We start from the raw sequence: 24,525 nt of genomic DNA, 5'->3' as shown, positions 1-24,525 counted from the left end.
GATTCTTTCCCCAGGTCAGCCCTGTACAGCGGCGCCGGCCTCTTCGGGGGGCCGAGTTTCGAAGCGGCGAACAGCTGCCTTGAATGACTCCGGGATAGGTTCCGGTCGACGGGTCTGCTGATTGGCATGCACGTAGACGATCTCGCCGCTGACCAGCAGCGTGTCCCCGCGATAGATTCCCACCACAAAGCTCATGCTGGAGTTGCCGAAGCGGGCAATCCGCAGACGGATGTCCAGCAGATCATCAAACAGCGCTGACGCCTTGTAGTCGAGCAGGGTTCTGGCGGCGAAAAACTCGCTGCCATCGAGGCCCTCTCCGGGCTGCACGCCGGCGTCGGCGCGCAGCTCCCGGTAGTACTCGGTGACGCCGACATCCGCGTAGTTCAGATAGTGGCCGTTGAAGACGATGCCCTGGGGGTCCGCCTCGGACCAGCGCACGCGCAGCGGCGTGCTGAAGCGAAAGTCGGTCTTGTTCATTACTCGTCTCGTGCCTGATTGGTGATCAGGGTGCCGACGCCGGTGTCGGTGAACAGTTCCAGCAGCACGGCGTTGGGCACGCGGCCATCGACAATGATGGCGCTGCCGACACCGCCCTGTACCGCGTCCAGCGCGCAGCGAATCTTCGGCAGCATGCCGCCGTAGATGGTGCCATCGGCGATCAGTGCGTCAACCTGCGTGGTGCTCAGGCCGGTCAGCACCTTGCCTTCCTTGTCCATCAGGCCGGCGATGTTGGTCAGCAGCATCAGTTTCTCGGCGCTCAGCGCCTCGGCGACTTTACCGGCAACCAGGTCAGCGTTGATGTTGTAGGAGGCGCCGTCGCTGCCAACGCCGATCGGAGCGATGACCGGAATGTAGTCATCGGAGACCAAGCGATTGATCAGGTTGGCGTTGACGCTGGAGACCTCGCCCACATGGCCAATGTCGATGATCTCGGGTTTGTCCATGCCCGGAGTGTGACGGCTGACTCTGAGCTTGCGCGCCTTGATCAGGCCGGCGTCCTTGCCGGTCAGCCCGATGGCGCTGCCGCCATGCTGGTTGATCAGGTTGACAATGTCCTTGTTGACCTGGCCGCCGAGGACCATTTCCACCACATCCATGGTCTGGCTGTCGGTCACCCGCATGCCTTCGATGAACTGGCTTTCGATGTTCAGTCGCTTGAGTAGATCACCGATCTGCGGACCGCCGCCATGGACCACCACCGGATTGATGCCGACCGTTTTCATCAGCACGATGTCGCGGGCAAAGCTGTTTTTCAGCTCATCGTTTTCCATGGCGTTTCCGCCGTACTTGATGACGATGGTCTTGCCGGTGAAGCGCTGGATATAGGGCAGGGCTTCGGTAAGAACGCGTGAAACCTGGGCGGCGGCGTCGCGACTCAACATGGTGGTCTGGTGTCTCCTGTGGTGATTCAGAATGTGGGTTGCAGGTCGGGTGCGATGGCCTGCAGCTGCTGACGGAACAGGTCCTGCACGCGGGTCAGCTCCGCGTCGCTGTCAGCCTCGAAGCGCAGTACCAGCACCGGCGTGGTGTTGGAGGCGCGGATCAGGCCCCAGCTGTTGGCAAAGTCTACACGGATGCCGTCGATGCTGGTGACCTCGCCGTCGCCCCAGTTACCCTCTGCTGTCAGCGCCTCGATGATCTGGAACTTGCGCTCCTCGCCGACCGTGAGGTTGATTTCCGGGGTGCTGATACTGGCCGGATAGCGGGCCATCACCTGATCGGCGCTGTCGGGCTGCAGCGACAGCAGCTCGAGCAGGCGGCAGGCGCTGTAGAGGCCGTCGTCGAAGCCGAACCAGCGCTCCTTGAAGAACAGGTGCCCGCTCATCTCGCCACCGAGCAGGGCGCCGGTTTCCTTCATCTTGGCCTTGACCAGCGAGTGGCCGGACTTCCACATGATCGGCCGGCCGCCAGCTCGGCTGATGACCTGGGGCAGCTGGCGTGAGCATTTGACGTCAAAGACGATGTCGGCGCCGGGGTTGCGGGTGACGATGTCCTCGGCAAACAGCATCATCAGCCGGTCCGGATAGATCATCTCGCCGCTGTTGGTGACAAAGCCGAGGCGGTCGGCATCGCCGTCAAAGGCAACGCCGAGATCGGCACCTTCGCGCTGTACGGTCTCGATCAGCGTGATCAGGTTCTCCGGCTTGCCCGGATCCGGGTGATGGTTGGGGAACAGGCCGTCCACATCGCAGAACAGCGGAATCACCTCGCAGCCGATGCCCTCAAGCAGGCGTTCGGCAATCACGCCGCCAACCCCGTTACCGCAGTCGACCACGACCTTCAGTGGACGTGCGATGAGGACGTCTTCAACGATGTGGTTCAGATAGCTGTCGAGAATCTCGAGTCGATCACTGGCACCGTTGCCAGTACGCAGCTGGTTCTGTTGCAGGCGCTGGTGCAGGGCGGTGATCTGCTCACCGGACAGGGTTTGCCCGGCGATGACAATTTTCAGGCCGTTGTAGGCCGGCGGGTTGTGGCTACCGGTAATCATCACGCCGGAGCTGGCGTCAGTGGTGTTGGTGGCAAAGTACACCACCGGCGTTGGCACCATGCCCAGGTCGGCGACCTGACAGCCGCTGTCGACCAGGCCCTGGATCAGTTGCTCGCTCAGTGCCGGGCCGGACAGGCGGCCGTCGCGACCGACCACAACCTTGGGCTCACCGGCGTCGAGCGAGGCGCTGCCAATGGCGCGGCCGAGCCAGTAAACGCCTTCTTCGGTCAGACTTTTGCCTACCACGCCGCGGATATCGTAGGCGCGGAAGATTTCGGCGGGCAGCTCTGGAATGTCAGCGTGTTGGCTACTGCTGTCGGTGTCGGGTGTCTGCATGTTGAATGGGTCGTCGTCGAGGATGTCGATATCAAGTATGTCGTTGTCGTGCTGGTACGGACTGACAGGGGGCTTGGGCTTGGGCTCGGTACTCGGGCTGCTGTTGGCTGGTGCGCTGTCGGCTTCGGGCGCTCGCTTGAGCAGTTGCTGGATGTTCTGCGCCAGTGGCTCAAGTGGCCCCAGTTTGATGCCTTGCGCTTTGTGGCCAAGGGTCAGTTGGGTCAGGGTGTTGGCGTCGGCGCGCAAAGCGCGACTCCAACTGCGTTGCAGGAGCAGCATGCCGAGCAGGGTGCCAATCAGGGCCATCAGGCCGGCGATGGTCAGCAGCAGGATGCTGGGCTTGACGCTGGAGATCGCAGGGCCACGCTGGAACTCAATACGCCAGGCCGGATTACTGGTCTGCAGCGATACTGTCGCGCCGTTTCCTTCGCCGCGCTCGAACAGTACCTGCTCGGGCGCGTTGGGAAACTGCTGGATCAGCTTTATCTGACCAACCTGCGCGGGCAGGTCAGGTAAGGTCGCGGTGATGCGCGCCATCTGCATCACGGCGGTCAGGGTGCCGCCGATTGGTGCGTTTTCCGAGGCGCGCAGTGGCTTGACGCCATAAATCAGCCAGCGATTGCCAATCTTGTGGGCTTCAATCGGCACCGGGAGGTCGTGTTCTGCCCGGCGAATCATGTCCAGCGCGGCGAAATTCAGCGGCGCCTGGTCATCTTCGATCCGTTCGGCACCGCCCCTAGCGTGCGTGTAGACCGCCAGTGTGTCGGCACCGTGATAGCGCAGCAATCGCTCCAGCGGGGTGCTTTGCTGTTGATCTAGCGTCACCTGCAGTTGCGGGTTGGCGGCGATGCGAGTGAGGTCGCGGTCCAGCTGGGCCAGGGCTTGGTTGAGTGCGCTGACCTGCTGGTGAGCGTAGCTGGCTTCCAGTTCGCTGGTGCGCTTGGTCGCGTAGCTGCCAAGGGCAATCCAGAGCACGGCCGCTGCGGCCGCTATGCCTACCACGGACAGCGCTATTGGCAGAGCCGTTGCAGGCAAGCCCGTTGTACCGCTGGTTTTTCGGGTCAGTTTCATCGTTATTCTTGAGCCTCCCTGCACTGACGCCGCGCTCGTGCGGTCAGTGGGTTCCTGTGTGACCGAATCCGCCAGCACCGCGCTGGCTGTCGTCAAAACTGTCAACGATCTGCAGTTCTGCCTGCAAGACCGGGACCAGCACCAGCTGTGCGATACGCTCCCCCGGGTTGATGGTAAAGGCGCTGTTGCCGCGGTTCCAGCACGAGACCATCAGCTGGCCCTGATAATCTGAGTCGATCAGGCCGACCAGATTACCGAGCACGATACCGTGTTTGTGGCCCATGCCTGAGCGCGGCAGGATCATCGCCGCTAGCCCCGGGTCGGCGATGTGAATGGCCAGTCCGGTGGGCAGCAGCTCGGTCTGTCCCGGCTCCAGGACTAACGGGGCATCCAGCATGGCTCGCAGGTCGAGACCGGCCGAGCCACCGGTGGCATAGGCTGGCAGCGGCCACTCGGTGCCGAGGCGGGGGTCCATTACTTTGGCTTGCAGCGCGTGCATCGGGGCTCCTCAGTTACTGTCCTGCTGGTCCAGCAGGGCGGCCAGACGGCTGATGATGTCGCGGGCCAGCTTCTGCTTGCTGGCCTGCGGCAGGGTAGTCGTGGTCAGTTGTTGATCGATCAGGGTGACCGCGTTGTCGTCACTATTAAACCCGATCCCACTCTGGCTGACATCATTGGCGATGATCAGGTCGAGGTTCTTGCGTTGCAGCTTGTCGCGGGCGTAGCCCAGTACGTCCTGGGTTTCGGCGGCAAAGCCGACGCAGCAGCGCGGACGCTGCGCGCCGGTCGCTAGGGTCGCCAGAATGTCGGGGTTGCGGATCAGCCTCAGGGTCATGCCGTCGTCGCTGCCCGGGGTTTTTTTCAGCTTCTGTTCAGCGCAGGTATCGGGCCGGTAATCGGCAACCGCTGCCGAGGCAATAAAAAGATCAGCGGGCAGCGCCGCCTGACAGGCTTCGAGCATGTCCTGGGCGCTGACCACGTCCACCCGCTGCACCCGCGTCGGGGTCGGCAGGTTGACCGGGCCGGCAATCAGAGTGACCCGTGCGCCGGCTTCAGCGGCTGCCTCGGCCAGGGCAAAGCCCATCTTGCCGGAGCTGTGGTTGGAGATATAGCGCACTGGGTCGATTGCTTCGCGGGTTGGCCCGGCGTTGATCAGTACGTGACGGCCGCTGAGCAGGCCGCGCTGGAAGCAGTCGGCAGCGCGGGCGGCAATGTCGGTCGGCTCGAGCATGCGGCCGGGGCCAACGTCGCCACAGGCCTGGCCGCCGTCACCGGGGCCAAAAACGTGCACGCCGCGCTCGAGCAGCATGCTCAGGTTGTGCTGGGTGGCCGCGTCGCGCCACATCGCCTGGTTCATCGCCGGGGCAATGGCTATGGGCGCGTCTGTGGCCAACACCAGGGTGGTCAGCAGGTCGTCGCCACGGCCCTGTGCCAGTCGGGCCATCAGATCAGCCGTGGCCGGCGCGATCAGTACCAGATCGGCCCAGCGCGCCAGCTCGATATGACCCATGGCGGCTTCTGCGGCCGGGTCAAGCAGGTCACCGTGTACCGGGTGGCCGGACAACGCTTGCAGGGTCAGCGGGGTAATAAACTCGCGGGCGGCATGGGTCATTACCACGCGTACTTCAGCACCGGCGTCGCGCAGGCGGCGGATCAGTTCGGCGCTCTTGTAGGCAGCAATGCCGCCACTGACGCCGAGTACCACCTGCTTGTTGGATAACGACTGCATTGTGAACTTCCCCTCATGCTGCGAGCGGGCCTTTGGAGAGCCTGCGAAATGCCCGCTACGATAGCACAGCACTGGCCGCCGCGCGCCTGTGGGCGGGGCGGCCGGCGGGTGTTTGTGAGTGATCCGACAGCACAGGGAGCGTGCATGGCAATTACCGACTGGCCAGCGGCGGAACGGCCGCGGGAAAAATTATTGGCGCAGGGGGCTGAGGCGCTGTCTGACGCTGAGCTGCTGGCGATTTTTTTGCGCACCGGGCTGCCCGGCTGCAGTGCGGTGGATCTGGCGCGGCGGCTGTTGGTGGCGTTCGGCAGCTTGCGTGCCCTGTTGCAGGCCGATCTGACCGAGTTCTCGGCCCACGCCGGGCTCGGGCCTGCCAAATTTGCTCAGCTGCAGGCGGTGCTGGAAATGGGGCGCCGGCATCTGTTTGAGGACCTGAAGCGTGGTGACGCGCTAACCTCGCCCGGCGCGGTGCGGCAGTTCTTGCGCAGTCGCCTGGCCGCACTGCCGCACGAGGTATTTGCCTGCCTGTTTCTGGACAACCAGCATCGGGTGATCGCCTTCGAGGAACTGTTTCGCGGCACCATCGACAGCGCCAGTGTCTATCCCCGTGAAGTGCTCAAGCGTGCGTTGGCGCTCAATGCGGCAGCGTTGATCCTGACCCACAACCATCCGTCGGGTATTGCTGAGCCGAGTCAGGCGGACCTTCAGCTCACACGCCGCTTGCGCGATAGTCTTGCAATGCTCGATATACGGGTGCTGGACCACCTTGTCATAGGGGATGGAGATCCCGTCTCGATGGCGGAAAGGGGCTTGTTGTAAGTGCCTTGCCTGGAATGCCTGATGTAGAAAAAGCGTTGCTTGGTGTTGGGCTTTTTGGTATAAAGCTCCGCTCTTCTCGGGGCTGCGCCTGCAAATGTGTATTTCAGGCGGGTTAAATCCACTCGCCCCGGCTGGACAACAGATTCTTTTATGGCTTCCAACCAGTTCGGGTTGGGCAAGTGGTTGGAGAGGGTTAACCATGTCTCGAGTATGTCAAGTGACCGGCAAGGGTCCGGTTACTGGGAACAACGTTTCCCACGCTAACAACAAAACCAAGCGTCGTTTTCTGCCTAACCTGCAGTACCATCGTTTCTGGGTTGAGTCGGAAAAGCGTTTCGTCCGTCTGCGCACTACTGCCAAGGGCATGCGCATCATCGACAAGCGCGGTATCGATGCGGTTCTGGCTGAAATCCGCGCCCGCGGCGAAAAAGTCTAAGGAGTATCATCATGCGTGAATTGATTCGTTTGGTGTCCTCTGCCGGTACTGGTCACTTCTACACTACCGACAAGAACAAGCGCACCACTCCCGACAAGATCGAAATCAAGAAATTCGATCCGGTCGTACGTAAGCACGTGACTTACAAGGAAGCCAAGATCAAATAAGGTCTTTGCTTGCTGACAAAAAACCCGCTCTCGAGCGGGTTTTTTGTTGTCTGTGATATAGGGTCAACAGACCCTAAGCTCAGGGTTCGCCGCCGATAGCGAAATTCGGCAGGCTGTCGACCGGTTGGGCGAACTCGAAGGGGATGGAGACGGTCTGCAGGCCAACATTTTTCTGCACCACAAAGTGCAGGTGCGGGCCGGTGCTGTTGCCGGTATTGCCTGACAGAGCGAGCAGTTGACCTGGATTGACCCGCTGGCCTTCACTGACCTGGACCGAGCCGCGCTTGAGGTGCAGGTAGACGCCCATGGTGCCGTCGTCATGCAGCAGCCGAACGAAGTTGCCGGACGGGTTGCTGCCACGGCCAGTCTGGTTGTTCTCGATCTTCACGACCAGGCCGGCGCGGGCGGCGACGATGGGTGTGCCGACCGGCATGGCAATGTCGAAGGCGTACCGGCCCTTGGGGCTGGAGTGGCTGTAGCGTCCGCCCGGGCCCTGGGTCATGCGGAACGGGCCGCCCCGCCAAGGCAGTGGATAGTGGGTCAGGGTTTGCTGAGCCCGCGGGTCGCCAAGTGCGTGCTCAAGTCGATAGTCGTAGTGCGGTTCGCCGTTGCCGGTAGGCTGTAGCGTGACCAGTCGGATTTGTTGGCGCGGTGGCAACACCCAGTTGATCGGGCTGGCCGGCGCGCCGCTGATGTTGCGCGCGTTGTTGATGCTCAGGCGAATTTCGACTGGCGCATACAGGTCGTTGTGAACGATCAGGGTTTCGCCACCCGCGTGGCGTTGCTTGGTGACGTATACCTCACGGTCGACGTTCTCGACCATGGCGTCACGGAAGACGATGACCTGGGCACCCTCGACTCGCCTGTCGGTATAGGTGGTCACACCGTTTTCATCGGTGTACTTGTAGATGTTGCCGGCCAGCAACAGAGGGCTGGCCAGCAGCAGGGGCAATGACAGTAAGGCGCGCATCCGCTGCTACCTGTGTTATTCGTGCTGGCAGAAGCCGAGTCTAGCGCTGAATGCGGGCCGTTGCGACCCGCACCGAGAGCGTTGTGACTCAGGCCATGTTCGGCCGTAGCGAGTAGCTGCGCAGGTGGCTGGCGAAATCCTGCAGTGCCTTGATACCGCTTTCCTCGGCCTGATGGCACCAGTCCTTCAGGGCCTGCAGCATTTCGTGGCTGTTGGCGCTGGTGCGCCCCCAGATCTGCTGCAGCGCCAGGCGCTTCTCGTAGATCACCTTGAGCGCCTGGCTGTGGTCCAGCATGGTCTGGATGCGTGCCTGATGCTGGTCGTCCAGCAGGCTGGTTTCCCGGCTAAGCAGGCGCTTGGCACGGCGGAACAGGTGGTGCATTGAGGCGTCGAGGCGCGCGAGCTCGCTGCGCACCAGCGGTTTGATTACGTGCTTGCGGTACTGCGCCATGATCTGAAAGCGATTGTTGAGGATCGCCATGGCGGTATCCATGTCCAGTGTCTGCTTGCCGGCGATCTTGTGGGCAATTGGCGCAGTGCGGCGCACATCGGCCAGGCCGAACAGGCTGAACAGCCGAATCCACATCCAGCCCAGATCAAATTCCCACTTCTTGACTGACAGCTTGGCCGAGTTGGGATAGGTGTGATGGTTGTTGTGCAGCTCTTCACCACCGATCAGAATGCCCCACGGAACCAGGTTGGTAGCCGCATCGCGACACTCAAAGTTGCGATAGCCAAGCGCGTGACCAAGACCGTTGATGACGCCAGCTGCCAGCACTGGGATCCACAGCATTTGCACCGCCCAGACGGTCAAGCCGAGCACGCCGAACAGGGCAAGATCGATCAGTGCCATCAGGGTAACGCCGGCCAGCGGGAAGCGCTGGTAGAGGTTGCGTTCGATCCAGTCATCCGGGCAGTTTTTGCCGTAGATACGCAGGGTCTCTTCGTTTTTTGCCTCTTCCATGTATAGTTCGGCGCCTTTGCGCAGTACCGTCATCAAGCCTTTGTGAACCGGGCTGTGCGGGTCGTCCGGTGTTTCGCATTTGGCGTGGTGCTTGCGATGAATGGCGGTCCATTCACGGGTGTTCATGCTGGTTGTGAGCCACAACCAGAAGCGGAAGAAGTGTTTGAGCGCCGGGTGCAGCTCTAGGGAGCGGTGCGCGGAATAGCGGTGCAGGTAGACGGTGACGCTGACGATGGTGATATGGGTCAGAACCAGCGTTACCGCCAGCAGCTGCCAACCAGACCAATTGAGTATGCCGTTGTACCACATAAATCTGCTTTACCTCGTTAGAATACGCGGGCAAAAAGCCCGTATCAGGTTGATTATGGATCAACCGATGAGTGATGAACATGACCACAGGTCGCCGAGCCATGGCTGCTATAGTTTCCAAATGTTGATGAAATGCACCGGTGCCCCGGTATGAATTCGAACTCCAGCGCCTGGATGGTCACGTTATCTTACGTGGTCGTCGCCATCGGCTGGGTCCTGTTCAGCGACTCGCTGCTTATGATGGCTGACGCCGAGTCGCAGCAGCGCCTGCAGAGTATCAAGGGCGTTGCCTTTGTCCTGGCCACCGGCGGGCTACTGTTCTTCTCGGTCCGTTACCACCTGCGCCGACGCCGACAGCAGGAAGAGGCACTCAAGCGCAGTCAGGAGCGTTTCAATCTGGCGCTGATTGGTGGTAACGACGGACTCTGGGACTGGGATGTCAGCAGTGGTGAAATGTATCTGTCGCTGCGCGGTCGGCAAATCCTCGGGCTGAATCAGCAGGGGCCGCTGCCCAACGACTGGCTGGCATTGTTGCACCCGGAAGATCGCGAGCCAGCCAGACTTGCGTTGGTGCGGCACTTACGTGGTGACACCGAGCGACTGGACCTCAGCTATCGGGTACGTCAGCCGGATGGCCGCACGGCCTGGATTGAGGCGGCTGGCCGGGCGGTTCGCAACAATGACGGGCGTGCCACGCGGATGGTTGGCATGCTGCGCGACGTCAGCGAGCAGATTGAGCGTGAGCAACGTTTGCGCCAGGCCGGGGTGATGTTTGATTGCACCAGCGAAGGGATGCTGATCTGTGATGTGGACCAGACCATCCTCGACGTCAACAACGCCTTCTGCAAGATTACCGGCTATGAGCCCGGTGAGGTGATCGGCCGGCAGCCGCGCATACTGGCGTCAGGCCGTCACGATCGCACGTTTTATCGCCAGCTCTGGCAGCAGCTGCACGCCACCGGGCGCTGGTCCGGCGAAGTCTGGAATCGACGCAAGAACGGCGAAGTGTACCCCCAGTGGCAGAACATCATCAGCGTTAAGGATCACCGTGGAGAGCTGAGTCATTACGTTGCCGTGTTTGCCGATATGAGTGTGATCAAGCGCAACCAGCAGGAGATTGACTACCTTGCGCACCATGACCCACTAACCAAGCTGCCCAACCGGCTGCTGCTTAATGAACGCCTGAGTACGGCCATTGCTCGCGCTCGCCGCCAGCAGAGTGGATTGGGTCTGCTGTTCATTGATCTGGACCGTTTCAAGGGGGTCAACGACAGCCTTGGGCACAGTGCCGGAGATCACCTGCTGCAACTGGTGACCCAGCGGGTGCAGCAGCTGTGTGAGGACGGTGACACCCTCGCGCGCCTGAGCAGCGACGAGTTTGCATTGCTGGTCGAGCGGCGTGCAGCGGTTGCAGACATGGGCAAGCTCGCCGAGCGTATTTTGCACCTGCTACAGGCGCCGTTCGAACTGTCCGGGCAGTTGCTGCACATGAGCGCGAGCATCGGTCTGGCCCTGTTTCCGGATGATGGCGTAGATGGCGCCGAGTTGCTGAAAAACGCGGATTCGGCGATGTCGCTGGCCAAGCAGCGTGGGCGTAACGGTTATGCCTTCTATACCCAGGAGCTGACCGAGCAGGCGCGGCGGCGATTGAATCTGGAAACCGACCTGCACGAAGCCATCGCGCTCAATCAGCTGCGCGTCTATTACCAACTGCAGATGGATCTGGGCACCGGTCGACCGGTTGGTCTGGAGGCGCTGGTGCGCTGGCAGCATCCGACTCAGGGGATTATTGCACCTGACGAGTTCCTGCCGGTGGCACGCAACGCCGGCATGATGAGTGATATCGATGAGTTCGTGCTGGATGAGGCCTGCCTCCAACTGAGGCACTGGCTGGATGCGGGTTATCCACTGCAGTCGATGGCGGTGAACATGTCCGGTTACTGGATGGAGCGCGGCGACGTGTTTGGGAACGTTGCGGCCGCGCTGCGCCGTTACGGACTGGATCCCGGTTGTCTTGAGCTGGAAGTGACCGAAGACGAAGTCATGCACTTCAACGATGACGGAGTGTTGCTGCTGGACCGGCTGGCAATCCTTGGCGTGGGTCTGGCGATTGATGATTTCGGTACCGGGTATTCGTCGCTGTTGCGGCTCAAGCGTATGCCGGTCAACAAGTTGAAAATTGACCGAGGCTTTGTCACTGACCTGCCCGGCAGCGACAGTGACAGTGCCATGGCGCGGGCGATTATTGCGCTGGGCAAGAGCTTGCAGCTGAAGGTCATTGCTGAAGGTATCGAGAGCGAGGAGCAGCAACGGGTGCTGCATCAGTTCGGTTGCGACCTGGGGCAGGGCTATCTCTACAATCGCCCGCTGCCGGCCAGTGAGATCGAGAAGTTGCTCGGCGAGCCTGCCCCATGACTGAGTTCCAGCCGCTGCGCATGGATCGATGCCAGCCCTGTCGCGTGGGGCCGCAGGACCAGCACTGGCAGGCTGCACCACAAGCACCGATCAGGCGCTGGCAACTTGAGCGCGAGGCGCCGGAGAGTGGACAGGTGACCAGCCTGGTGGAATACCTGCCTGGGGCACGCTTCCCGGTCCATCGGCATCCTGCCGGAGAAGAGATTCTGGTGCTGGAAGGCGTTTTCAGCGATGACTCTGGTAACTATGCCGCCGGCAGCTATCTGCGCAGCCCGGCGGGTTCAGAGCACGCTCCGTTTTCCGAGCCGGGTTGCCTGATTTTCGTCAAGCTCAACCAGTTTGCCGGGGACGATCAGGCAACCGTACGGCTAGCCGCTGGCAGCGCGAACTCGGTGACGTTTTGTACCGGTGTCAGCGGCACGTTGCTGCATCGGCACGGCTGCGAGCAGACCTGGTTGCTGGATTGCGAGACCGGAGCCGAGCTGCGCTGGCAGGGGGCCTCCGCTGGTGAGCTGCTGTTGCTCAGCGGCCGTCTCACCGAGGCGGGGCAGACTCACTGTGCGCACAGCTGGCTGCGCGATACCCGGCTGGGTGAGCTGGGGCTGCGCGCCGCCGAACCAAGCCGACTGTTGCTCAAGTTCGGCGCGCTTCGTGGGTTACAGGAAGACCCAGAGCAGTAGTACGCCGAGCAAAATGCGGTAGATCACAAAGGGCTGCATGCCGATCCGCTTGATGAACGCCAGGAAGTAGTGAATGCACAAGTAGGCGCTAACACCAGACAGCACTACACCGGCCGCCATGTGCAGCCAGTCGACGGCCACCTTGCTTTCGATCAGTTCGATGGTTTCCAGCCCGCAGGCCAGTACGATGACCGGAATCGACAGCAGGAACGAAAAGCGTGCTGAGGCCTCGCGGCTGAGGCCCAGCATCAGCGCGGCGGTCATGGTGATGCCGGAGCGCGAGGTGCCGGGAAACAGTGCCAACGCTTGCGCACAGCCGATAAGCAACACATCTTTCCAGGTCATCTGGTGCTCGCTGCGGCTGCCGCGGTGGCGCCAATCAGCCCAGCCCAGTACTAGGCCGAAGGCGATTAGCCCGATTGATAAATAGACAGGTGAGCGCAGCACGGTCTCGACAGTGTCTTTCAGCAGCAGGCCGGCCAGCCCCACGGGAATGGTGCCGAGGATGACCGCCCAGGCCAGGCGGGCGTCGTCATCCAGCTGGCGGGTGGCCAGTGAACGGCCCCAACTGACGGTCATGCCGAGAATGTCACGACGGAAGTAGATCAGCACGGCAGACAGGCTGCCCAGATGCAGGGCAACGTCGAAGGCCAGCCCTTGATCGGGCCAGTCGGTCAGCACCGGTACCAGAATCAGGTGGGCCGAGCTGGATACCGGCAGAAACTCGGTAATGCCTTGAACAATCGCGAGAATGAAAACCTGCAGCCAATCCATGTTGACGCTGTGCTCCGTGAGTTGAAGGTGGCCGGGCGCGCTGGAGCCACGGCTGGAAAAAAGACGCGCAAGTAAAGCACGCGTTAGGTCCGGACGCGACCCCTATGGAATAGCGTTCGCTGTCTCTCTTGCTGATTATGCGTACATAACACGCTCATTGATCGACCGCCAACGCGATGGTTCCATGTTCCCATTGCGTGGCATTGTCGAACAATTAGAACAACAGACAAGAAACAGGAGAGACGCATGCGCTGGACACACCGGCCTGAGGGCTCGAACTGGGGTGACTTTGGTGTTGATGACGAACTGGGGCGGCTTAATCTGCTGACCGGCGAAAAGGTGCTGCAAGGTGTCGCAGAAGTGCGCGAGGGCCGCAGCTTCTGCCTCAGCCTGCCGCTGGACTATCCTGGAGGCAATGCGCTCAACCGCCTGCGTCATCCGCCCCGGCGCTTTACCGCCGGGCGCGCCGACAAGCTCAACTACAACTTTGAGCTGCACCGCCTGAATCCGAGCTTTACCGACGTGGTCAGTGACGACGCGGTGCTGCTGTTTACCCAGTACTCGACCCAATGGGATGCGCTCTCGCACGTTGGCGGACTGTTTGACGCCGACGGTGACGGAGTAGCCGAGCCGCTGTATTACAACGGCTGGAAGGCCGGTGAGGATATTCGCGGCCCAGAGGGGCACGAGGACGCGCTGGAAGGGGTCAACGCGACGCGCCTAGGCATTGAAAAGATGGCCGAGACGGCTGTCAGCGGCCGTTCGGTACTGGTCGACCTGGAGCGCCATTGCGGACGTGAGCGGGTGCTGGTCGACTACGCGCGGTTGCAGCAGATCATGCAGGCAGACGGTGTGGTCATCGAGCCGGGCGACATGGTCTGTCTCTATACCGGTTTCGCCGACGTGATTCTGGAGATGGGGCGTGAACCTGATGCGGCGCGATTGGAATCCAGCTGCGCGGTGCTGGACGGCCGTGATCCGGCGCTGCTGCGGTGGATTACCGACAGTGGTCTGAGCGTGCTGATTGCTGACAATTACGCGGTCGAAGCCTACCCGGCGCGGGAGGGGCAGGGCTGTTGTGCTGCCTTGCCGCTGCATGAGCATTGTCTGTTCAAGCTGGGTGTCCATCTGGGCGAACTCTGGTACCTGACCGAGCTGGCGCAGCATCTGCGCACCTGCGGTCGGAATCGCTTTCTGCTGACCGCGCCGCCGCTGCGGTTGCCGGGCGCAGTCGGTTCGCCGGTGTCGCCGGTTGCACTGGTCTAGTGCTGGTGGGCGACATCAATATTTGGAATTGCGACCTAAAACCTGACCGGACGGACAGGGTGCGCTGCTTTTTGGTGCTATCGCTCTGATTTTGTGCGTTTTAAGCACCTATATGGTGCTATGCGGCTGCCGCTCAGGACTGCGGATTTTCTGATCGTTCCATGATGGCGCTGCGCTATCTCTTGTGGTGCGAATATTGCTTTGGTCTCAACTCGTTCCAAATAGCGAGGTTGTCACCGTGAGCCTGAATAGCGATCAAATGAATCTGACCCAGTCCGAGCGCCGCTGGCTGCCGTGGTTCGGACCGACCGGCAAGCTCGCTATGGGCTGGGCCTGCCGGGTCAATCGCAACCGTTACGGGCAGCTTGAGTCCATCTTCGATAGCTTGGCGGCAACGCGGGTGCGGTTGTTGCAGCAGTGGTGTGAAAACCAGTGGGCGGGCCTGCAGGGCATTGGTCAGCAGTTGAGTGATGGCACCGCAGAAGCCGGCGAGGCGCTGCTGGCCAAGTTGCGCAGCAAACTGCCGGATGCCTCCGAGTTGTTTCTGCTCGGTGCCGACGGGACGGTACTGGCGAGCAGCGCGGGCCAGCTCAGCGGGTTGCAACTGGATGCCCAGGCGGTTCGGGCTGGTCTGCAGCATCGCTTTCTGCACGGTCCCTATGTCGATCAGCGTACTCGTGAGCTGGGACCGTCGACCTCTAGCTTCCATGATGCCGTTACCCTGATGTTCTACCAGCCATTGCACGGCCCGAACGGCGAAGCGCTTGGCTGCGTCTGTGCGCGGGTGCCGAATGACGTCGTTGGTGACCTGATTCAGCGTGAGGCCGGACACATCTATCAGGAGTCCGGTGACAACTACATCTTTATGGTTGAATCGCGCTTCAATCCGTCCATCGAGCCGGGTCGCGCGCTGTCGCGCTCACGCTTTGAAGACAGCACCTTCAGCCACGGCGATAACCTCAAAAGCGGGATCAAGACCGCCTGGGGTACGGTCAGTGTGCGCGAACACACCGAGTTTGAGGTGCGCTTTACCGATCCGGCCACCGGCGAGCTGCATCCGGGGGTGCGCGAGACCATGCGCAAGGGCGAGAACACCTACGTCAAATACCCCGGTTATTCCGACTACCGCCATATTCCGGTGATCGGCAAGGGTGTGACCTTCAGCCTGCCGGGCTCGCCCGACCGCTGGGGCATGATGTGCGAGGCGGACCTGGAAGAGGTCTACCGCTATCGTTCGCTCAGCTACAGCCTGATGAAGGACTTCTGGGTGCTGGCCGCATTGGTTTTTGTTGCTCAGCTGGGCTTTGATCAACTGGGGCTGACCGGTTGGCTGGAGCATGTTGCCCATGTCGGCGTGCTCGGTTTGGCGGGGCTGTGGTTCTGGCAGAGTGCGACGCGCAAGTTGGCGCGTCGGCTGGGTCGCATGACCGAAATTATCCGCAATATTGCCGAGGGTGAGGGCAATCTCAGTCAGCGGATGGATACCAGCCGCCTGGTGCCGGATGAGACGGGCGAGCTGGGTCGCTGGATCAACAGCTTTATCGACAACCTCGACACCATTGTCGGCCGGGTCAAGCAGGCCAGCCGGCACGCGCTGCAGAACAGCGAGCAGATGCTGGGGCGCAATCAGCAGGCCAGCGACACCGCGGAGGAAGTCACCAGCAATATTCAGCAGATGCTTGGCATGATCGAGGCGCAATTGCAGACAGTCAACGCGGCATCGGAAACCGCCGCGCAGATGAAGGCCAACATGGCTTCCGTGGTCGAAGCGGCGCGAGCCCGGCTCGACACGGTGACCAGCGGCACCCGCAAGATTCGCGATATCGTCGAGAGCTCGGCCGCCAGCGTGCAGGTGCTGGACAACCGCACCGGCGATATCGTCGGCATGGTCTCGCTGATCACCGACATTACCAGCCAGACCAATCTGCTCGCGCTCAACGCCGCCATCGAGGCCGCTCGTGCGGGTGAACATGGTCGCGGCTTTGCGGTGGTCGCCGACGAGGTCAGGGCGCTAGCTGCCCGAACCGCCAAGGCTGCTGACGAGATCAGCCAGGGGATTACCAGCATCCGTGATGCGACCCGGGAAACCGTGGTAGTGATGGAACGCGGTGTCGCTGATGTGGACCTGCAGCTGCAGCAGGCGGCCAGCGCGTCGGATGACAACGACTTGCTGTACCAGACCGTCGAAGAGTTGTTCGAGGTGATCTCGGTGATGGACACCAACAGCAAGGAGCACGGCCGGCAGGCTGGCCATGTAGCCGAGGCAACCCACTCGATGAGCCAGGTGATCACCGCGCTGCGGGCCAGCTCGGGGCAGGTCAAGGAAACCGCGTCGCGGCTGCACCAGCTGTCGGATACCTTTCAGGTCAGTGCCGACCGCTAGGGGCACGGCACGCCGTGCCCGGGGTCCAGATTGCGCGGAACGAGATACCGATACCCCCACGAAATACCCCTCGGGCCATCCCGGGCACAGCGTGCTGTACCCCTACGCCAAAATGCCCCACACACAACGAGCAGACAATAAAAAACCCCGGCTCTCGCGAGTCCGGGGTTTTCTTGCAGCTTGCGGCTTGAAGCTTGCCGCTGCCTCTAAGCCGTCGGCTTAGAGCTTACCTTCCAGCTCTGGTACCGCCTCGAACAGGTCGGCAACCAGGCCGTAGTCGGCCACCTGGAAGATCGGCGCTTCTTCGTCCTTGTTGATCGCAACGATCACCTTGGAGTCTTTCATACCAGCCAGGTGCTGGATCGCGCCGGAGATACCGACCGCAACGTACAGCTGCGGTGCAACGATCTTGCCGGTCTGACCAACCTGCATGTCGTTCGGTACGAAGCCAGCGTCAACCGCGGCGCGCGAGGCACCCACGGCGGCGCCCAGCTTGTCGGCAACCTTGTACAGCATTTCGAAGTTGTCGCCGTTCTGCATGCCGCGACCACCGGAAATGACGATCTTGGCGCCTGCCAGCTCCGGACGGTCGGACTTGGCCAGTTCTTCGCCGACAAAGCTGGAGATACCAGCGTCGTGGGCAGAAGCAACCGCTTCAACCGCAGCGCTGCCGCCTTCGGCTGCAACGGCGTCGAAACCGGTGGCACGAACGGTGATGACCTTGATCGCAGCGCTGGATTGTACGGTGGCAATCGCGTTACCCGCGTAGATCGGACGCTTGAAGGTGTCAGCGCTCTCAACGGCAATGATCTCGGAGATCTGATCAACGTCCAGCAGCGCAGCAACACGCGGCAGGTAGTTTTTACCGTTGGTGCTGGCCGGAGCCAGAATGTGGCTGTAACCCTTGCCCAGCTCAGCGATCAGCAGGGAAACGTTTTCCGGCAGCAAGTTGGCGTAGGCAGCGTTGTCAGCCAGCAGGACCTTGTTGACGCCAGCGACTTTGGCAGCAGCGTCGGCAACAGCAGCACAGCCTGCGCCGGCAACCAGAACGTCGATGTCGCCACCGATGGCCTGAGCGGCTGCAACGGTGTTCAGGGTAGCTGCGTTCAGCTCAGCGTTGTTGTGTTCAGCAATAACCAGAATGCTCATATTCAGATCACCTTGGCTTCGTTCTTCAGTTTGTCGACCAACTCGTCAACGCTCTTGACCTTGATGCCAGCGCTGCGGGCAGCCGGGGCTTCAACCTTCAGGGTGGTCACGGTCGATGCGGTGCTAACGCCCAGATCTTCCGGCTTGACGACTTCCAGCGGCTTCTTCTTGGCCTTCATGATGTTCGGCAGCGACGCGTAGCGCGGCTCGTTCAGACGCAGGTCAGTGGTAACGATGGCCGGCAGCTTCAGCGCAACGGTCTGCAGACCGCCGTCGATTTCGCGGGTGACCTTGACGCTGTCGCCGTCAACAGCCACTTCAGAGGCGAAAGTACCCTGAGCGTAGCCAGACAGTGCAGCCAGCATCTGGCCAGTCTGGTTGTTGTCGGAGTCGATGGCCTGCTTGCCGAGGATGACCAGCTGCGGCTGCTCTTTATCGACAACGGCTTTCAGCGCCTTGGCGATGGCCAGCGAGTTCAGCTCGTCGGCGGACTCGACCAGAACAGCGCGGTCAGCACCCAGTGCCAAGGCGGTACGCAGTTGTTCCTGGGCGGCGGTTGGGCCGACAGTGACAGCGACGATCTCGGTAGCAACGCCTTTTTCTTTCAGACGTACTGCTTCTTCCACGGCGATTTCGCAGAAGGGGTTCATCGACATCTTGACGTTGGCCAGGTCAACACCGGAGTTATCGGCCTTGACGCGAACCTTGACGTTGTAATCGACCACGCGCTTAACGGCAACGAGGATTTTCATGGACGTTAGTCCTCCACAAGTCTTGAGACGCCCGCGGGCGCATGACATTAAAAGGGCTGCATAGGATACCGGGCAGAGTGAGCGCCCGAAAGTACAAATTGTCGCTTTGTTGGACAAAAATGCCGGGTTGGCGACCGATTGTCGCCGACCCGGCTGTCCGGAAGGAACTTACGCTGCGCTCAGTTGAGCGGCGTAGGCTTCCAGGTGGTGGTCGTCATCACCGAACTGGTGGCTGATCATGACCAAGCGCTTGGCGTAGTGGGCACCGTTGTACTCCCAGGTCATGGCGATACCGCCATGCAGCTGGATGCACTGCTCGGCCACGTAGCGGCCAGCGCGGTTGATGACAAACTTGGCGGCGGCCAGCTTGGCGCTGCGCTCGGCGCTGTCTTCGTCATCAGCCAGGCAGGCTGCCAGGATCGCCATGGAGGTGGCGCGCTCCAGTTCGCTGATCATGTCGACCATGCGGTGCTGCAGAACCTGGAACTTACCGATCGGCACGCCGAACTGCTTGCGGGTCTTCAGGTATTCCAGGGTCAGGTCGCAGGCGGTGCGCATGGCACCGACAGCTTCGGCACACAGGGCGGCGATGGCGCGACCGCTCTGGTAGCGGATGGCGTCATAGGCCTTACCGGCTTCGCCCAGCAGCTCGCCCTTGGCGTTGTCGAGGAACAGTTCACAGGCCTTGCGACCGTCAACGGTGGCGTAGACCCGGCGGCTGACACCGGCGGCAGCCGGATCAATCAGGAACAGGCTGATGCCTTGCTCGTCACGGCTGTCACCAGCGGTGCGGGCAGAGACCAGAATCTTGCCGGCAGTCTGACCACCGATGACGACGCCCTTGCGACCATTCAGAACCCACTCGCCGCCCTGCTCGGTGGCAGTGGTGGTGACGTTGGCCAGGTCGTAGTGGCTGTTCAGCTCGTCCAGGGCAACGGCAGCTTGCAGTTCACCGGTAGCGATACCACCCAGCAGTTCTTCCTTCTGGGTATCGTTGCCCAGCTGGCCGATCAGGCCGCCAGCGAGAACAACTGACTCCATGTAGGGTTCCAGGCAGATGCCCTTGCCCAGTTGTTCCATGATCAGCATGGTCTCAACGCCGGTGCCACCGAAGCCACCCAGCTCTTCAGAGAAGGGGATGGCGGTCAGACCCAGCTCACCCAGCTGTGCCCAGAAGTCGGTGCTGAAACCGGCTTCGCTGGCGCTGAATTTGTTGCGGCTTTCGAAATCGTAAACGTCGCGAACCAGGCGTTCAGCGGTTTCTTTGAGCATTTGCTGCTCTTCAGTCAGTTTGAAATCCACGGTCAGCCTCCTCAGAGTTCAAGAATCATTTTCGAGACGATGTTCTTCTGGATCTCGTTGGATCCGCCGAAGATCGACAGTTTGCGCATGTTGAAGTACTGCGATGCCGGGGAGGCAGCGTAGTCGTCGACCAGCATTTCGCCGTCGAAGTCCAGCTCCAGCTCTTCCGGCAGGAAGGGCAGCGCGTACGGGCCCAGTGCCTTGCGCATCAGGTGGGTGATGGCCTGGCGGATTTCGGTGCCCTGTACTTTCAGGATGGAGCTTTCCGAGCCCGGTACGCCACCTTCGGAGGCGGCTGCGACGATGCGCAGGGTGCTCATTTCAGCCGCCATCAGCGACATTTCAACTTCGGCGATCTGGCTGCGGAACAGTGCATCTTCGATCAGCGGCTTGCCGTTCTTCTGCTGCTTGGAAGCAATACGCTTGAGGTTGGTCAGCGCGGCCTTGGACGCACCGATACCAGCCAGGCCGGTACGCTCGTGGGTCAGCAGGTACTTGGCGCAGGTCCAGCCCTTGTTCTCTTCACCGACCAGGTTGCCAACCGGCACCTTGACGTCGTCGAAGAAGACTTCGTTGACTTCGTGGTCGCCGTCCAGGGTGATGATCGGGCGCACGGTGATGCCGGGGGTGGCCATGTCGATCAGCAGGAAGGAGATACCGCGTTGTTGCTGGGCTTCCGGATCGGTACGCACCAGACAGAAGATCCAGTTGGCGTGTTGGCCGAGGGTGGTCCAGGTCTTCTGACCGTTGACGATGTAGTAGTCACCGTCGCGTACGGCACGGGTCTTCAGCGAGGCCAGGTCGGAACCGGCGCCCGGCTCGGAGTAGCCCTGACACCACCAGTCGGTGCCGTCGAGGATGCGCGGCAGGTAGGTGGCTTTCTGTTCTTCAGTACCGAACTTGATGATCACCGGGGCAACCATGTTGACGCCGAACGGCACCAGACGCGGTGCGCCGAAGGCGGCGGACTCTTCGTCAAAGATGTGCTTTTCGATCGGGCCCCAGGTGGTGCCGCCATGCTCTACCGGCCAGCCCGGCGCGTACCAGCCGCGCTTGGACAGGATTTTCTGCCAACGCTCGTGGTCGGCCTTGTGCAGGTGCTTGCCCAGTTTGACCTTGGCAGCGATGTCGGCAGGCAGTTCCTGCTTGAGGAATTCACGCACTTCGTCGCGGAAGGCGAGCTGCTCGGGGGAGTAATGGATTTCCATTGTATGTCCTCGTTGTAATACGGGTATCTGGCGGCCGGCGCTAGTGCCGGCCGCTTTGATTCATCACAGGTCGGCGAACTTGCGTCCTTCCTTGGCCAGTTTTTCCAGCAGGGCGGCTGGTTTCCACCAAGCGCCGTGTTGCTCGTGGAATTCGCAGATGCGGGCGTACACGCGATCCAGACCGACCGCGTCAGCATAGAACATCGGGCCACCCTGGTGGGCCGGGAAACCATAGCCGTTCAGATAGATGACGTCGATGTCGCTGGCACGCTGGGCGATCCCTTCTTCCAGGATCTTGGCACCTTCGTTGATCAGGGCGTAGATGCAGCGCTCGATGATGTACTCATCGCTCAGCTCGCGGCGTTCGACGCCTTGCTCCTTCGAAGCGGCTTCCATGATGGCCGGCAGTTCCGGGTTGGGCAACGGGGTGCGCGAGCCCTTCTCGTAAACGTAGAAGCCCTTGCCGGTCTTCTGTCCGAGCAGGCCGGCTTCGGCCATCTTGTCGAGTACCACTGGCAGTTTGAACTCGGCCGGCAGGGTTTGACGCTGACGGGTGCGGATAGCCAGGCCGATGTCCAGGCCGGACAGGTCGCGCATGGCGAACGGGCCCATGGCCAGACCAAACTTGCGCAGGGCGCCGTCGATCTGTTCCGGGGTGCCGCCTTCTTCCAGCAGGAACTCGGACTCGCGGCCGTACTGGAACACCATGCGGTTGCCGACGAAGCCGTCGCAGACGCCCACTGGTACAGAGACTTTCTTCAGTTTCTTGCCGATCGCCATGGCAGTGGCCAGCACGTCGTTGGCGGTCTTCTCGCCACGCACCACTTCCAGCAGGCGCATGACGTTGGCCGGGCTGAAGAAGTGCAGGCCAACCACGTCTTGCGGACGCTTGGTGAACTGGGCGATGGCGTTCAGGTCCAGCGAGCTGGTGTTGGAGGCCAGAATGGCGCCCGGCTTGCAGTTGGCGTCCAGTGCTTCGAAGACCTTCTGCTTGACGCCCATGTCTTCAAATACCGCTTCGACCACGACGTCGACGTCGGACAGGTCAGCATAGTCAGTCACGCCGCTGATCAGGCTCATGCGTTTTTCCAGCGCGTCCTGGGTCAGGCTACCGCGCTTGACGCTCATGCCATAGGTGTCGCGGGCGCGTTCGAGCGCCTTATCGCGGGCTTCCGAGCTGATCTCGAGGATCTTGACCGGGATGCCAGCGTTGGCAAAGCAGATGGCGATGCCGACACCCATGGTGCCGCCGCCAATCACCGCGGCGGACTTGATGTCGCGTACCGGGGTGTCTTTCGGCAGGTCGTTGATCTTGGAGGCCTGACGCTCGGAGAAAAAGGCGTGAACCAGGGCGGCGCGCTGCGGCGACACCAGGCACTCAGCAAACAGCTCGCGCTCGCGCTTCAGACCGTCGACCAGCGGCAGAGCGAAGGCTGCTTCAACGGCAGAGACGCAGCGCTGGGGCGAGAACAGGCCAGGCATCTTCTTCTCGATTTCGGCGCGCTTGGCAGCGACTGCTGCGGCGTTGTCGACACCTTCCAGTTTGTCGGTGCGCTCGCCGGTGCGGCGAGGGCCCTTGCCCTCGGCCAGCAGCTTCTCGGCGAAAGCGATACCGGCGGCGGTCAGGTCACCTTCAACCAGTTCGTCGATCACGCCCAGGTCGTGGGCTTCAACGGCACCGATTGGGTTGCCGCTGACGATCATGTCCAGTGCTTTGGCGACGCCAACCAGACGCGGCAGGCGCTGGGTGCCACCGGCGCCCGGCAGCAGGCCGAGTTTGACTTCCGGCAGACCGACCTTGGCGCTCTTGACGGCGATGCGATAGTGGCAGCTGACGGCAACTTCCAGACCGCCGCCCAAGGCGGTGCCGTGGATGACAGCAACGCTCGGCTTACTGCCGGCTTCGATGCCGTTGACGACTTCAGGCAGGCTCGGTTCCTTCGGCGGCTTGCCGAATTCCTTGATGTCCGCGCCAGCCATGAACGTCATGCCTTCACAGACCAGTACGATCGCCTTAACGTCAGGATCGGCTTCGGCAGCGTTGAAGCTTTGCTGCAGACCTTCACGCACGGCAATACCCAGCGCATTGACCGGTGGGTTGTTCACGGTGACGACCGCGATGGCGCCTTTGCGCTCCAGAGTGACCACGTCCGACATGCTTGACCTCCGTCAGGATTGGGGATGGCGTTTCACTATGCGAAATAGTGAAACCGCGTTTCGCTAGGCAAAATACAAAAAATAAAACCGCTTGTCGATGCCCCGAGTGGGGGAAATGGCGGTTTATTAGTTAAGGTGATGAATCCAGCGGTCGCTAGCGACCGCTGGATTCATCACAGCTGCAAGCCGCAAGCTTCAAGCTTCAAGCTTCAAGCGAACCCCGAACCCCGAACCGAAGGAGAGGCTGTTTCAGGTGGGCACAAAAAACCCGGCTAACACAGGGCCGGGTTTTTCTTGCAGCTTGCAGCTTGCCGCTGGGTCTACACCCCGAGCCGCTCGATATCCCGCGCCAGCATGGCGAGCTGGTGGGCGAGCTGGTTTTTGACCCGCTCTTCGGATACCAGGTACGACGGTGCACCACAGGTCAGGACCATCAGGCTGCCGTCCTGCAGATGCAGTGGCACGCCGGCGGCGTTGACGTTGCGGTCCCAGTCGCCGAGCGACAGGCAAAAGCCGTGTTGCTGATACTCATCGAAGCTGCGTTGCAGGGAGGCTTGCAGTTCGGGCCAGGTATCCGGGTTGCGCGCCTTGATGGCGTCGAGCAGATGGCTGCGCTCGTCTTCCTTCATGGCAGCGAGGTAGGCACGGCCGGCGGCGGTGGTGGCCAGCGGCAAACGCTCACCCACATCCATGCGCAGTGAGGTGGATTCAGACGGGCGGCAGTTTTCGACGTAGATCATCGACAGACGGTCGCGACAGGTCAGGCCAACCGAGGTATTGGTGTTGCGTGCGAACTCGTCGAGGTAGGGCTTGGCCAGCTGGCGTACGCGCAGGTTGGATACATAGGCGTAACCGAGGGCCAGCACACCGGAGTCGAGCTGATACTTTTCCAGTTGGGTGGAATAGCTCAGATAACCTAGCTTGGTCAGTGTGTAGGTCATGCGCGAGACAGTGGGCTTGGGCAGGCCGGTAATGCGGGCGATATCCTGGTTACCCATGACCACAGAACCCTGACTGAATGCGCGTAAAACGTCCAACCCACGAGAGAGTGCTTCGACGAACTTGCGGTCCTTGGCAGGGGATTCCTTTACTGCTGCTTCCAACTCATCTTTCATTGGGTTGTATACCTTGTGGCCCATCGGTGGGT

At 61.4% G+C, this 24,525-nt stretch carries 21 protein-coding genes; 7 read left to right on the top strand and 14 right to left on the bottom strand.

The features are described 5' to 3' along the window. Window positions 1-15 precede the first annotated feature (15 nt). The 5 genes from C1949_RS00920 to coaBC are packed head-to-tail and all read right to left on the bottom strand — an operon-like array spanning window position 16 to window position 5,627. Complete coding sequence (locus tag C1949_RS00920; protein WP_104736590.1) at window positions 16-477, bottom strand: acyl-CoA thioesterase; 462 nt, start codon at window positions 475-477, stop codon at window positions 16-18. Beyond that, window positions 477-1,382, bottom strand: coding sequence for an acetylglutamate kinase (gene argB, locus C1949_RS00915; RefSeq protein ID WP_104736589.1), 906 nt, complete (start codon window positions 1,380-1,382; stop codon window positions 477-479). Before argB ends, C1949_RS00920 begins: the two co-directional genes overlap by 1 nt. Before the next feature lie 26 nt (window positions 1,383-1,408). Then, complete coding sequence (locus tag C1949_RS19720; protein ID WP_104736588.1) at window positions 1,409-3,898, bottom strand: phosphomannomutase/phosphoglucomutase; 2,490 nt, start codon at window positions 3,896-3,898, stop codon at window positions 1,409-1,411. 43 nt (window positions 3,899-3,941) lie between these two features. After that, complete coding sequence (dut, locus tag C1949_RS00905) at window positions 3,942-4,397, bottom strand: dUTP diphosphatase (protein ID WP_104736587.1); 456 nt, start codon at window positions 4,395-4,397, stop codon at window positions 3,942-3,944. 9 nt (window positions 4,398-4,406) lie between these two features. Next, window positions 4,407-5,627 (bottom strand): bifunctional phosphopantothenoylcysteine decarboxylase/phosphopantothenate--cysteine ligase CoaBC, encoded by a 1,221-nt coding sequence (gene coaBC / locus C1949_RS00900; RefSeq protein WP_104736586.1) that lies wholly within the window; start codon window positions 5,625-5,627, stop codon window positions 4,407-4,409. A 144-nt stretch (window positions 5,628-5,771) separates the two neighbouring features. Between coaBC and radC the strand changes: the two genes are divergently transcribed. The 3 genes from radC to rpmG all read left to right on the top strand — a co-directional run bounded on the left by radC (window position 5,772) and on the right by rpmG (window position 7,049). Further along, window positions 5,772-6,446, top strand: a complete 675-nt coding sequence (gene radC / locus C1949_RS00895) for a RadC family protein (protein WP_104736585.1) — start codon at window positions 5,772-5,774, stop codon at window positions 6,444-6,446. Between the two features lie 199 nt (window positions 6,447-6,645). Then, window positions 6,646-6,882: a 50S ribosomal protein L28 gene (gene rpmB / locus C1949_RS00890; protein ID WP_088275752.1), complete on the top strand. Its 237-nt coding sequence runs from the start codon at window positions 6,646-6,648 to the stop codon at window positions 6,880-6,882. Between the two features lie 11 nt (window positions 6,883-6,893). Next, entirely contained in the window at window positions 6,894-7,049 is a 156-nt protein-coding gene (gene rpmG / locus C1949_RS00885; RefSeq protein ID WP_083723973.1) for a 50S ribosomal protein L33, read from the top strand. A 79-nt stretch (window positions 7,050-7,128) separates the two neighbouring features. On the opposite strand, the gene C1949_RS00880 is transcribed toward rpmG, so the two are convergent. Together C1949_RS00880 and desA are read right to left on the bottom strand one after the other, a co-directional pair. Beyond that, window positions 7,129-8,019 (bottom strand): peptidoglycan DD-metalloendopeptidase family protein, encoded by an 891-nt coding sequence (locus C1949_RS00880; protein ID WP_104736584.1) that lies wholly within the window; start codon window positions 8,017-8,019, stop codon window positions 7,129-7,131. An 88-nt stretch (window positions 8,020-8,107) separates the two neighbouring features. Next, window positions 8,108-9,292, bottom strand: a complete 1,185-nt coding sequence (desA, locus tag C1949_RS00875) for a delta-9 fatty acid desaturase DesA (protein ID WP_104736583.1) — start codon at window positions 9,290-9,292, stop codon at window positions 8,108-8,110. A 150-nt stretch (window positions 9,293-9,442) separates the two neighbouring features. Here desA and C1949_RS00870 point away from each other — a divergent pair, with 150 nt between their 5' ends. Then, complete coding sequence (locus C1949_RS00870; RefSeq protein WP_170062970.1) at window positions 9,443-11,707, top strand: putative bifunctional diguanylate cyclase/phosphodiesterase; 2,265 nt, start codon at window positions 9,443-9,445, stop codon at window positions 11,705-11,707. After that, window positions 11,704-12,387 (top strand): cupin domain-containing protein, encoded by a 684-nt coding sequence (locus C1949_RS00865; protein WP_229744320.1) that lies wholly within the window; start codon window positions 11,704-11,706, stop codon window positions 12,385-12,387. The genes C1949_RS00870 and C1949_RS00865 overlap by 4 nt, the downstream gene beginning before the upstream one ends. Here C1949_RS00865 and C1949_RS00860 read toward each other — a convergent pair. Further along, window positions 12,364-13,161 carry an undecaprenyl-diphosphate phosphatase gene (locus tag C1949_RS00860; RefSeq protein WP_104736581.1) on the bottom strand — a complete coding sequence of 266 codons (798 nt, stop codon included), beginning with the start codon at window positions 13,159-13,161 and terminating at the stop codon, window positions 12,364-12,366. The two genes, C1949_RS00865 and C1949_RS00860, sit on opposite strands and share 24 nt — an antisense overlap. Window positions 13,162-13,407: 246 nt before the next feature. Between C1949_RS00860 and C1949_RS00855 the strand changes: the two genes are divergently transcribed. Continuing rightward, entirely contained in the window at window positions 13,408-14,427 is a 1,020-nt protein-coding gene (locus C1949_RS00855) for a cyclase family protein (protein WP_104736580.1), read from the top strand. A 238-nt stretch (window positions 14,428-14,665) separates the two neighbouring features. Then, window positions 14,666-16,810 (top strand): methyl-accepting chemotaxis protein, encoded by a 2,145-nt coding sequence (locus C1949_RS00850; protein WP_229744321.1) that lies wholly within the window; start codon window positions 14,666-14,668, stop codon window positions 16,808-16,810. Between the two features lie 219 nt (window positions 16,811-17,029). Here C1949_RS00850 and C1949_RS00845 read toward each other — a convergent pair whose 3' ends face one another. The 6 genes from C1949_RS00845 to C1949_RS00820 all read right to left on the bottom strand — a co-directional run bounded on the left by C1949_RS00845 (window position 17,030) and on the right by C1949_RS00820 (window position 24,493). Continuing rightward, the gene (locus C1949_RS00845; RefSeq protein WP_104736578.1) at window positions 17,030-17,959 is read right to left on the bottom strand and encodes an electron transfer flavoprotein subunit alpha/FixB family protein; all 930 of its coding nucleotides are present in this window, start codon (window positions 17,957-17,959) and stop codon (window positions 17,030-17,032) included. A 2-nt stretch (window positions 17,960-17,961) separates the two neighbouring features. Then, entirely contained in the window at window positions 17,962-18,711 is a 750-nt protein-coding gene (locus C1949_RS00840) for an electron transfer flavoprotein subunit beta/FixA family protein (protein ID WP_104736577.1), read from the bottom strand. Between the two features lie 168 nt (window positions 18,712-18,879). Next, complete coding sequence (locus C1949_RS00835; protein ID WP_104736576.1) at window positions 18,880-20,013, bottom strand: acyl-CoA dehydrogenase family protein; 1,134 nt, start codon at window positions 20,011-20,013, stop codon at window positions 18,880-18,882. 11 nt (window positions 20,014-20,024) lie between these two features. After that, the gene (locus tag C1949_RS00830) at window positions 20,025-21,221 is read right to left on the bottom strand and encodes an acyl-CoA dehydrogenase family protein (protein WP_104736575.1); all 1,197 of its coding nucleotides are present in this window, start codon (window positions 21,219-21,221) and stop codon (window positions 20,025-20,027) included. 63 nt (window positions 21,222-21,284) lie between these two features. Then, a complete protein-coding gene (locus C1949_RS00825) occupies window positions 21,285-23,378 on the bottom strand; it encodes a 3-hydroxyacyl-CoA dehydrogenase NAD-binding domain-containing protein (RefSeq protein ID WP_104736574.1) in 2,094 nt (697 codons plus the stop codon). Between the two features lie 320 nt (window positions 23,379-23,698). Next, window positions 23,699-24,493, bottom strand: coding sequence for an IclR family transcriptional regulator (locus tag C1949_RS00820; RefSeq protein WP_104736825.1), 795 nt, complete (start codon window positions 24,491-24,493; stop codon window positions 23,699-23,701). Between the last annotated feature and the right edge of the window lie 32 nt (window positions 24,494-24,525).

This window comes from Halopseudomonas oceani, from assembly GCF_002903165.1.
GTDB lineage: Bacteria > Pseudomonadota > Gammaproteobacteria > Pseudomonadales > Pseudomonadaceae > Halopseudomonas > Halopseudomonas oceani.
The sequence above is the reverse complement of the archived record's forward strand: the minus strand, read 5'-3'. Positions and strand labels throughout refer to the sequence as shown.

Coding starts and splice junctions, on each gene's coding strand:
- C1949_RS00920 (WP_104736590.1), bottom strand. CDS start 477: ATGAACAAGACCGACTTTCGCTTCAGCACGCCGCTGCGCGTGCGCTGG.
- argB (WP_104736589.1), bottom strand. CDS start 1,382: ATGTTGAGTCGCGACGCCGCCGCCCAGGTTTCACGCGTTCTTACCGAA.
- C1949_RS19720 (WP_104736588.1), bottom strand. CDS start 3,898: ATGAAACTGACCCGAAAAACCAGCGGTACAACGGGCTTGCCTGCAACG.
- dut (WP_104736587.1), bottom strand. CDS start 4,397: ATGCACGCGCTGCAAGCCAAAGTAATGGACCCCCGCCTCGGCACCGAG.
- coaBC (WP_104736586.1), bottom strand. CDS start 5,627: ATGCAGTCGTTATCCAACAAGCAGGTGGTACTCGGCGTCAGTGGCGGC.
- radC (WP_104736585.1), top strand. CDS start 5,772: ATGGCAATTACCGACTGGCCAGCGGCGGAACGGCCGCGGGAAAAATTA.
- rpmB (WP_088275752.1), top strand. CDS start 6,646: ATGTCTCGAGTATGTCAAGTGACCGGCAAGGGTCCGGTTACTGGGAAC.
- rpmG (WP_083723973.1), top strand. CDS start 6,894: ATGCGTGAATTGATTCGTTTGGTGTCCTCTGCCGGTACTGGTCACTTC.
- C1949_RS00880 (WP_104736584.1), bottom strand. CDS start 8,019: ATGCGCGCCTTACTGTCATTGCCCCTGCTGCTGGCCAGCCCTCTGTTG.
- desA (WP_104736583.1), bottom strand. CDS start 9,292: ATGTGGTACAACGGCATACTCAATTGGTCTGGTTGGCAGCTGCTGGCG.
- C1949_RS00870 (WP_170062970.1), top strand. CDS start 9,443: ATGAATTCGAACTCCAGCGCCTGGATGGTCACGTTATCTTACGTGGTC.
- C1949_RS00865 (WP_229744320.1), top strand. CDS start 11,704: ATGACTGAGTTCCAGCCGCTGCGCATGGATCGATGCCAGCCCTGTCGC.
- C1949_RS00860 (WP_104736581.1), bottom strand. CDS start 13,161: ATGGATTGGCTGCAGGTTTTCATTCTCGCGATTGTTCAAGGCATTACC.
- C1949_RS00855 (WP_104736580.1), top strand. CDS start 13,408: ATGCGCTGGACACACCGGCCTGAGGGCTCGAACTGGGGTGACTTTGGT.
- C1949_RS00845 (WP_104736578.1), bottom strand. CDS start 17,959: ATGAGCATTCTGGTTATTGCTGAACACAACAACGCTGAGCTGAACGCA.
- C1949_RS00840 (WP_104736577.1), bottom strand. CDS start 18,711: ATGAAAATCCTCGTTGCCGTTAAGCGCGTGGTCGATTACAACGTCAAG.
- C1949_RS00830 (WP_104736575.1), bottom strand. CDS start 21,221: ATGGAAATCCATTACTCCCCCGAGCAGCTCGCCTTCCGCGACGAAGTG.
- C1949_RS00825 (WP_104736574.1), bottom strand. CDS start 23,378: ATGTCGGACGTGGTCACTCTGGAGCGCAAAGGCGCCATCGCGGTCGTC.
- C1949_RS00820 (WP_104736825.1), bottom strand. CDS start 24,493: ATGAAAGATGAGTTGGAAGCAGCAGTAAAGGAATCCCCTGCCAAGGAC.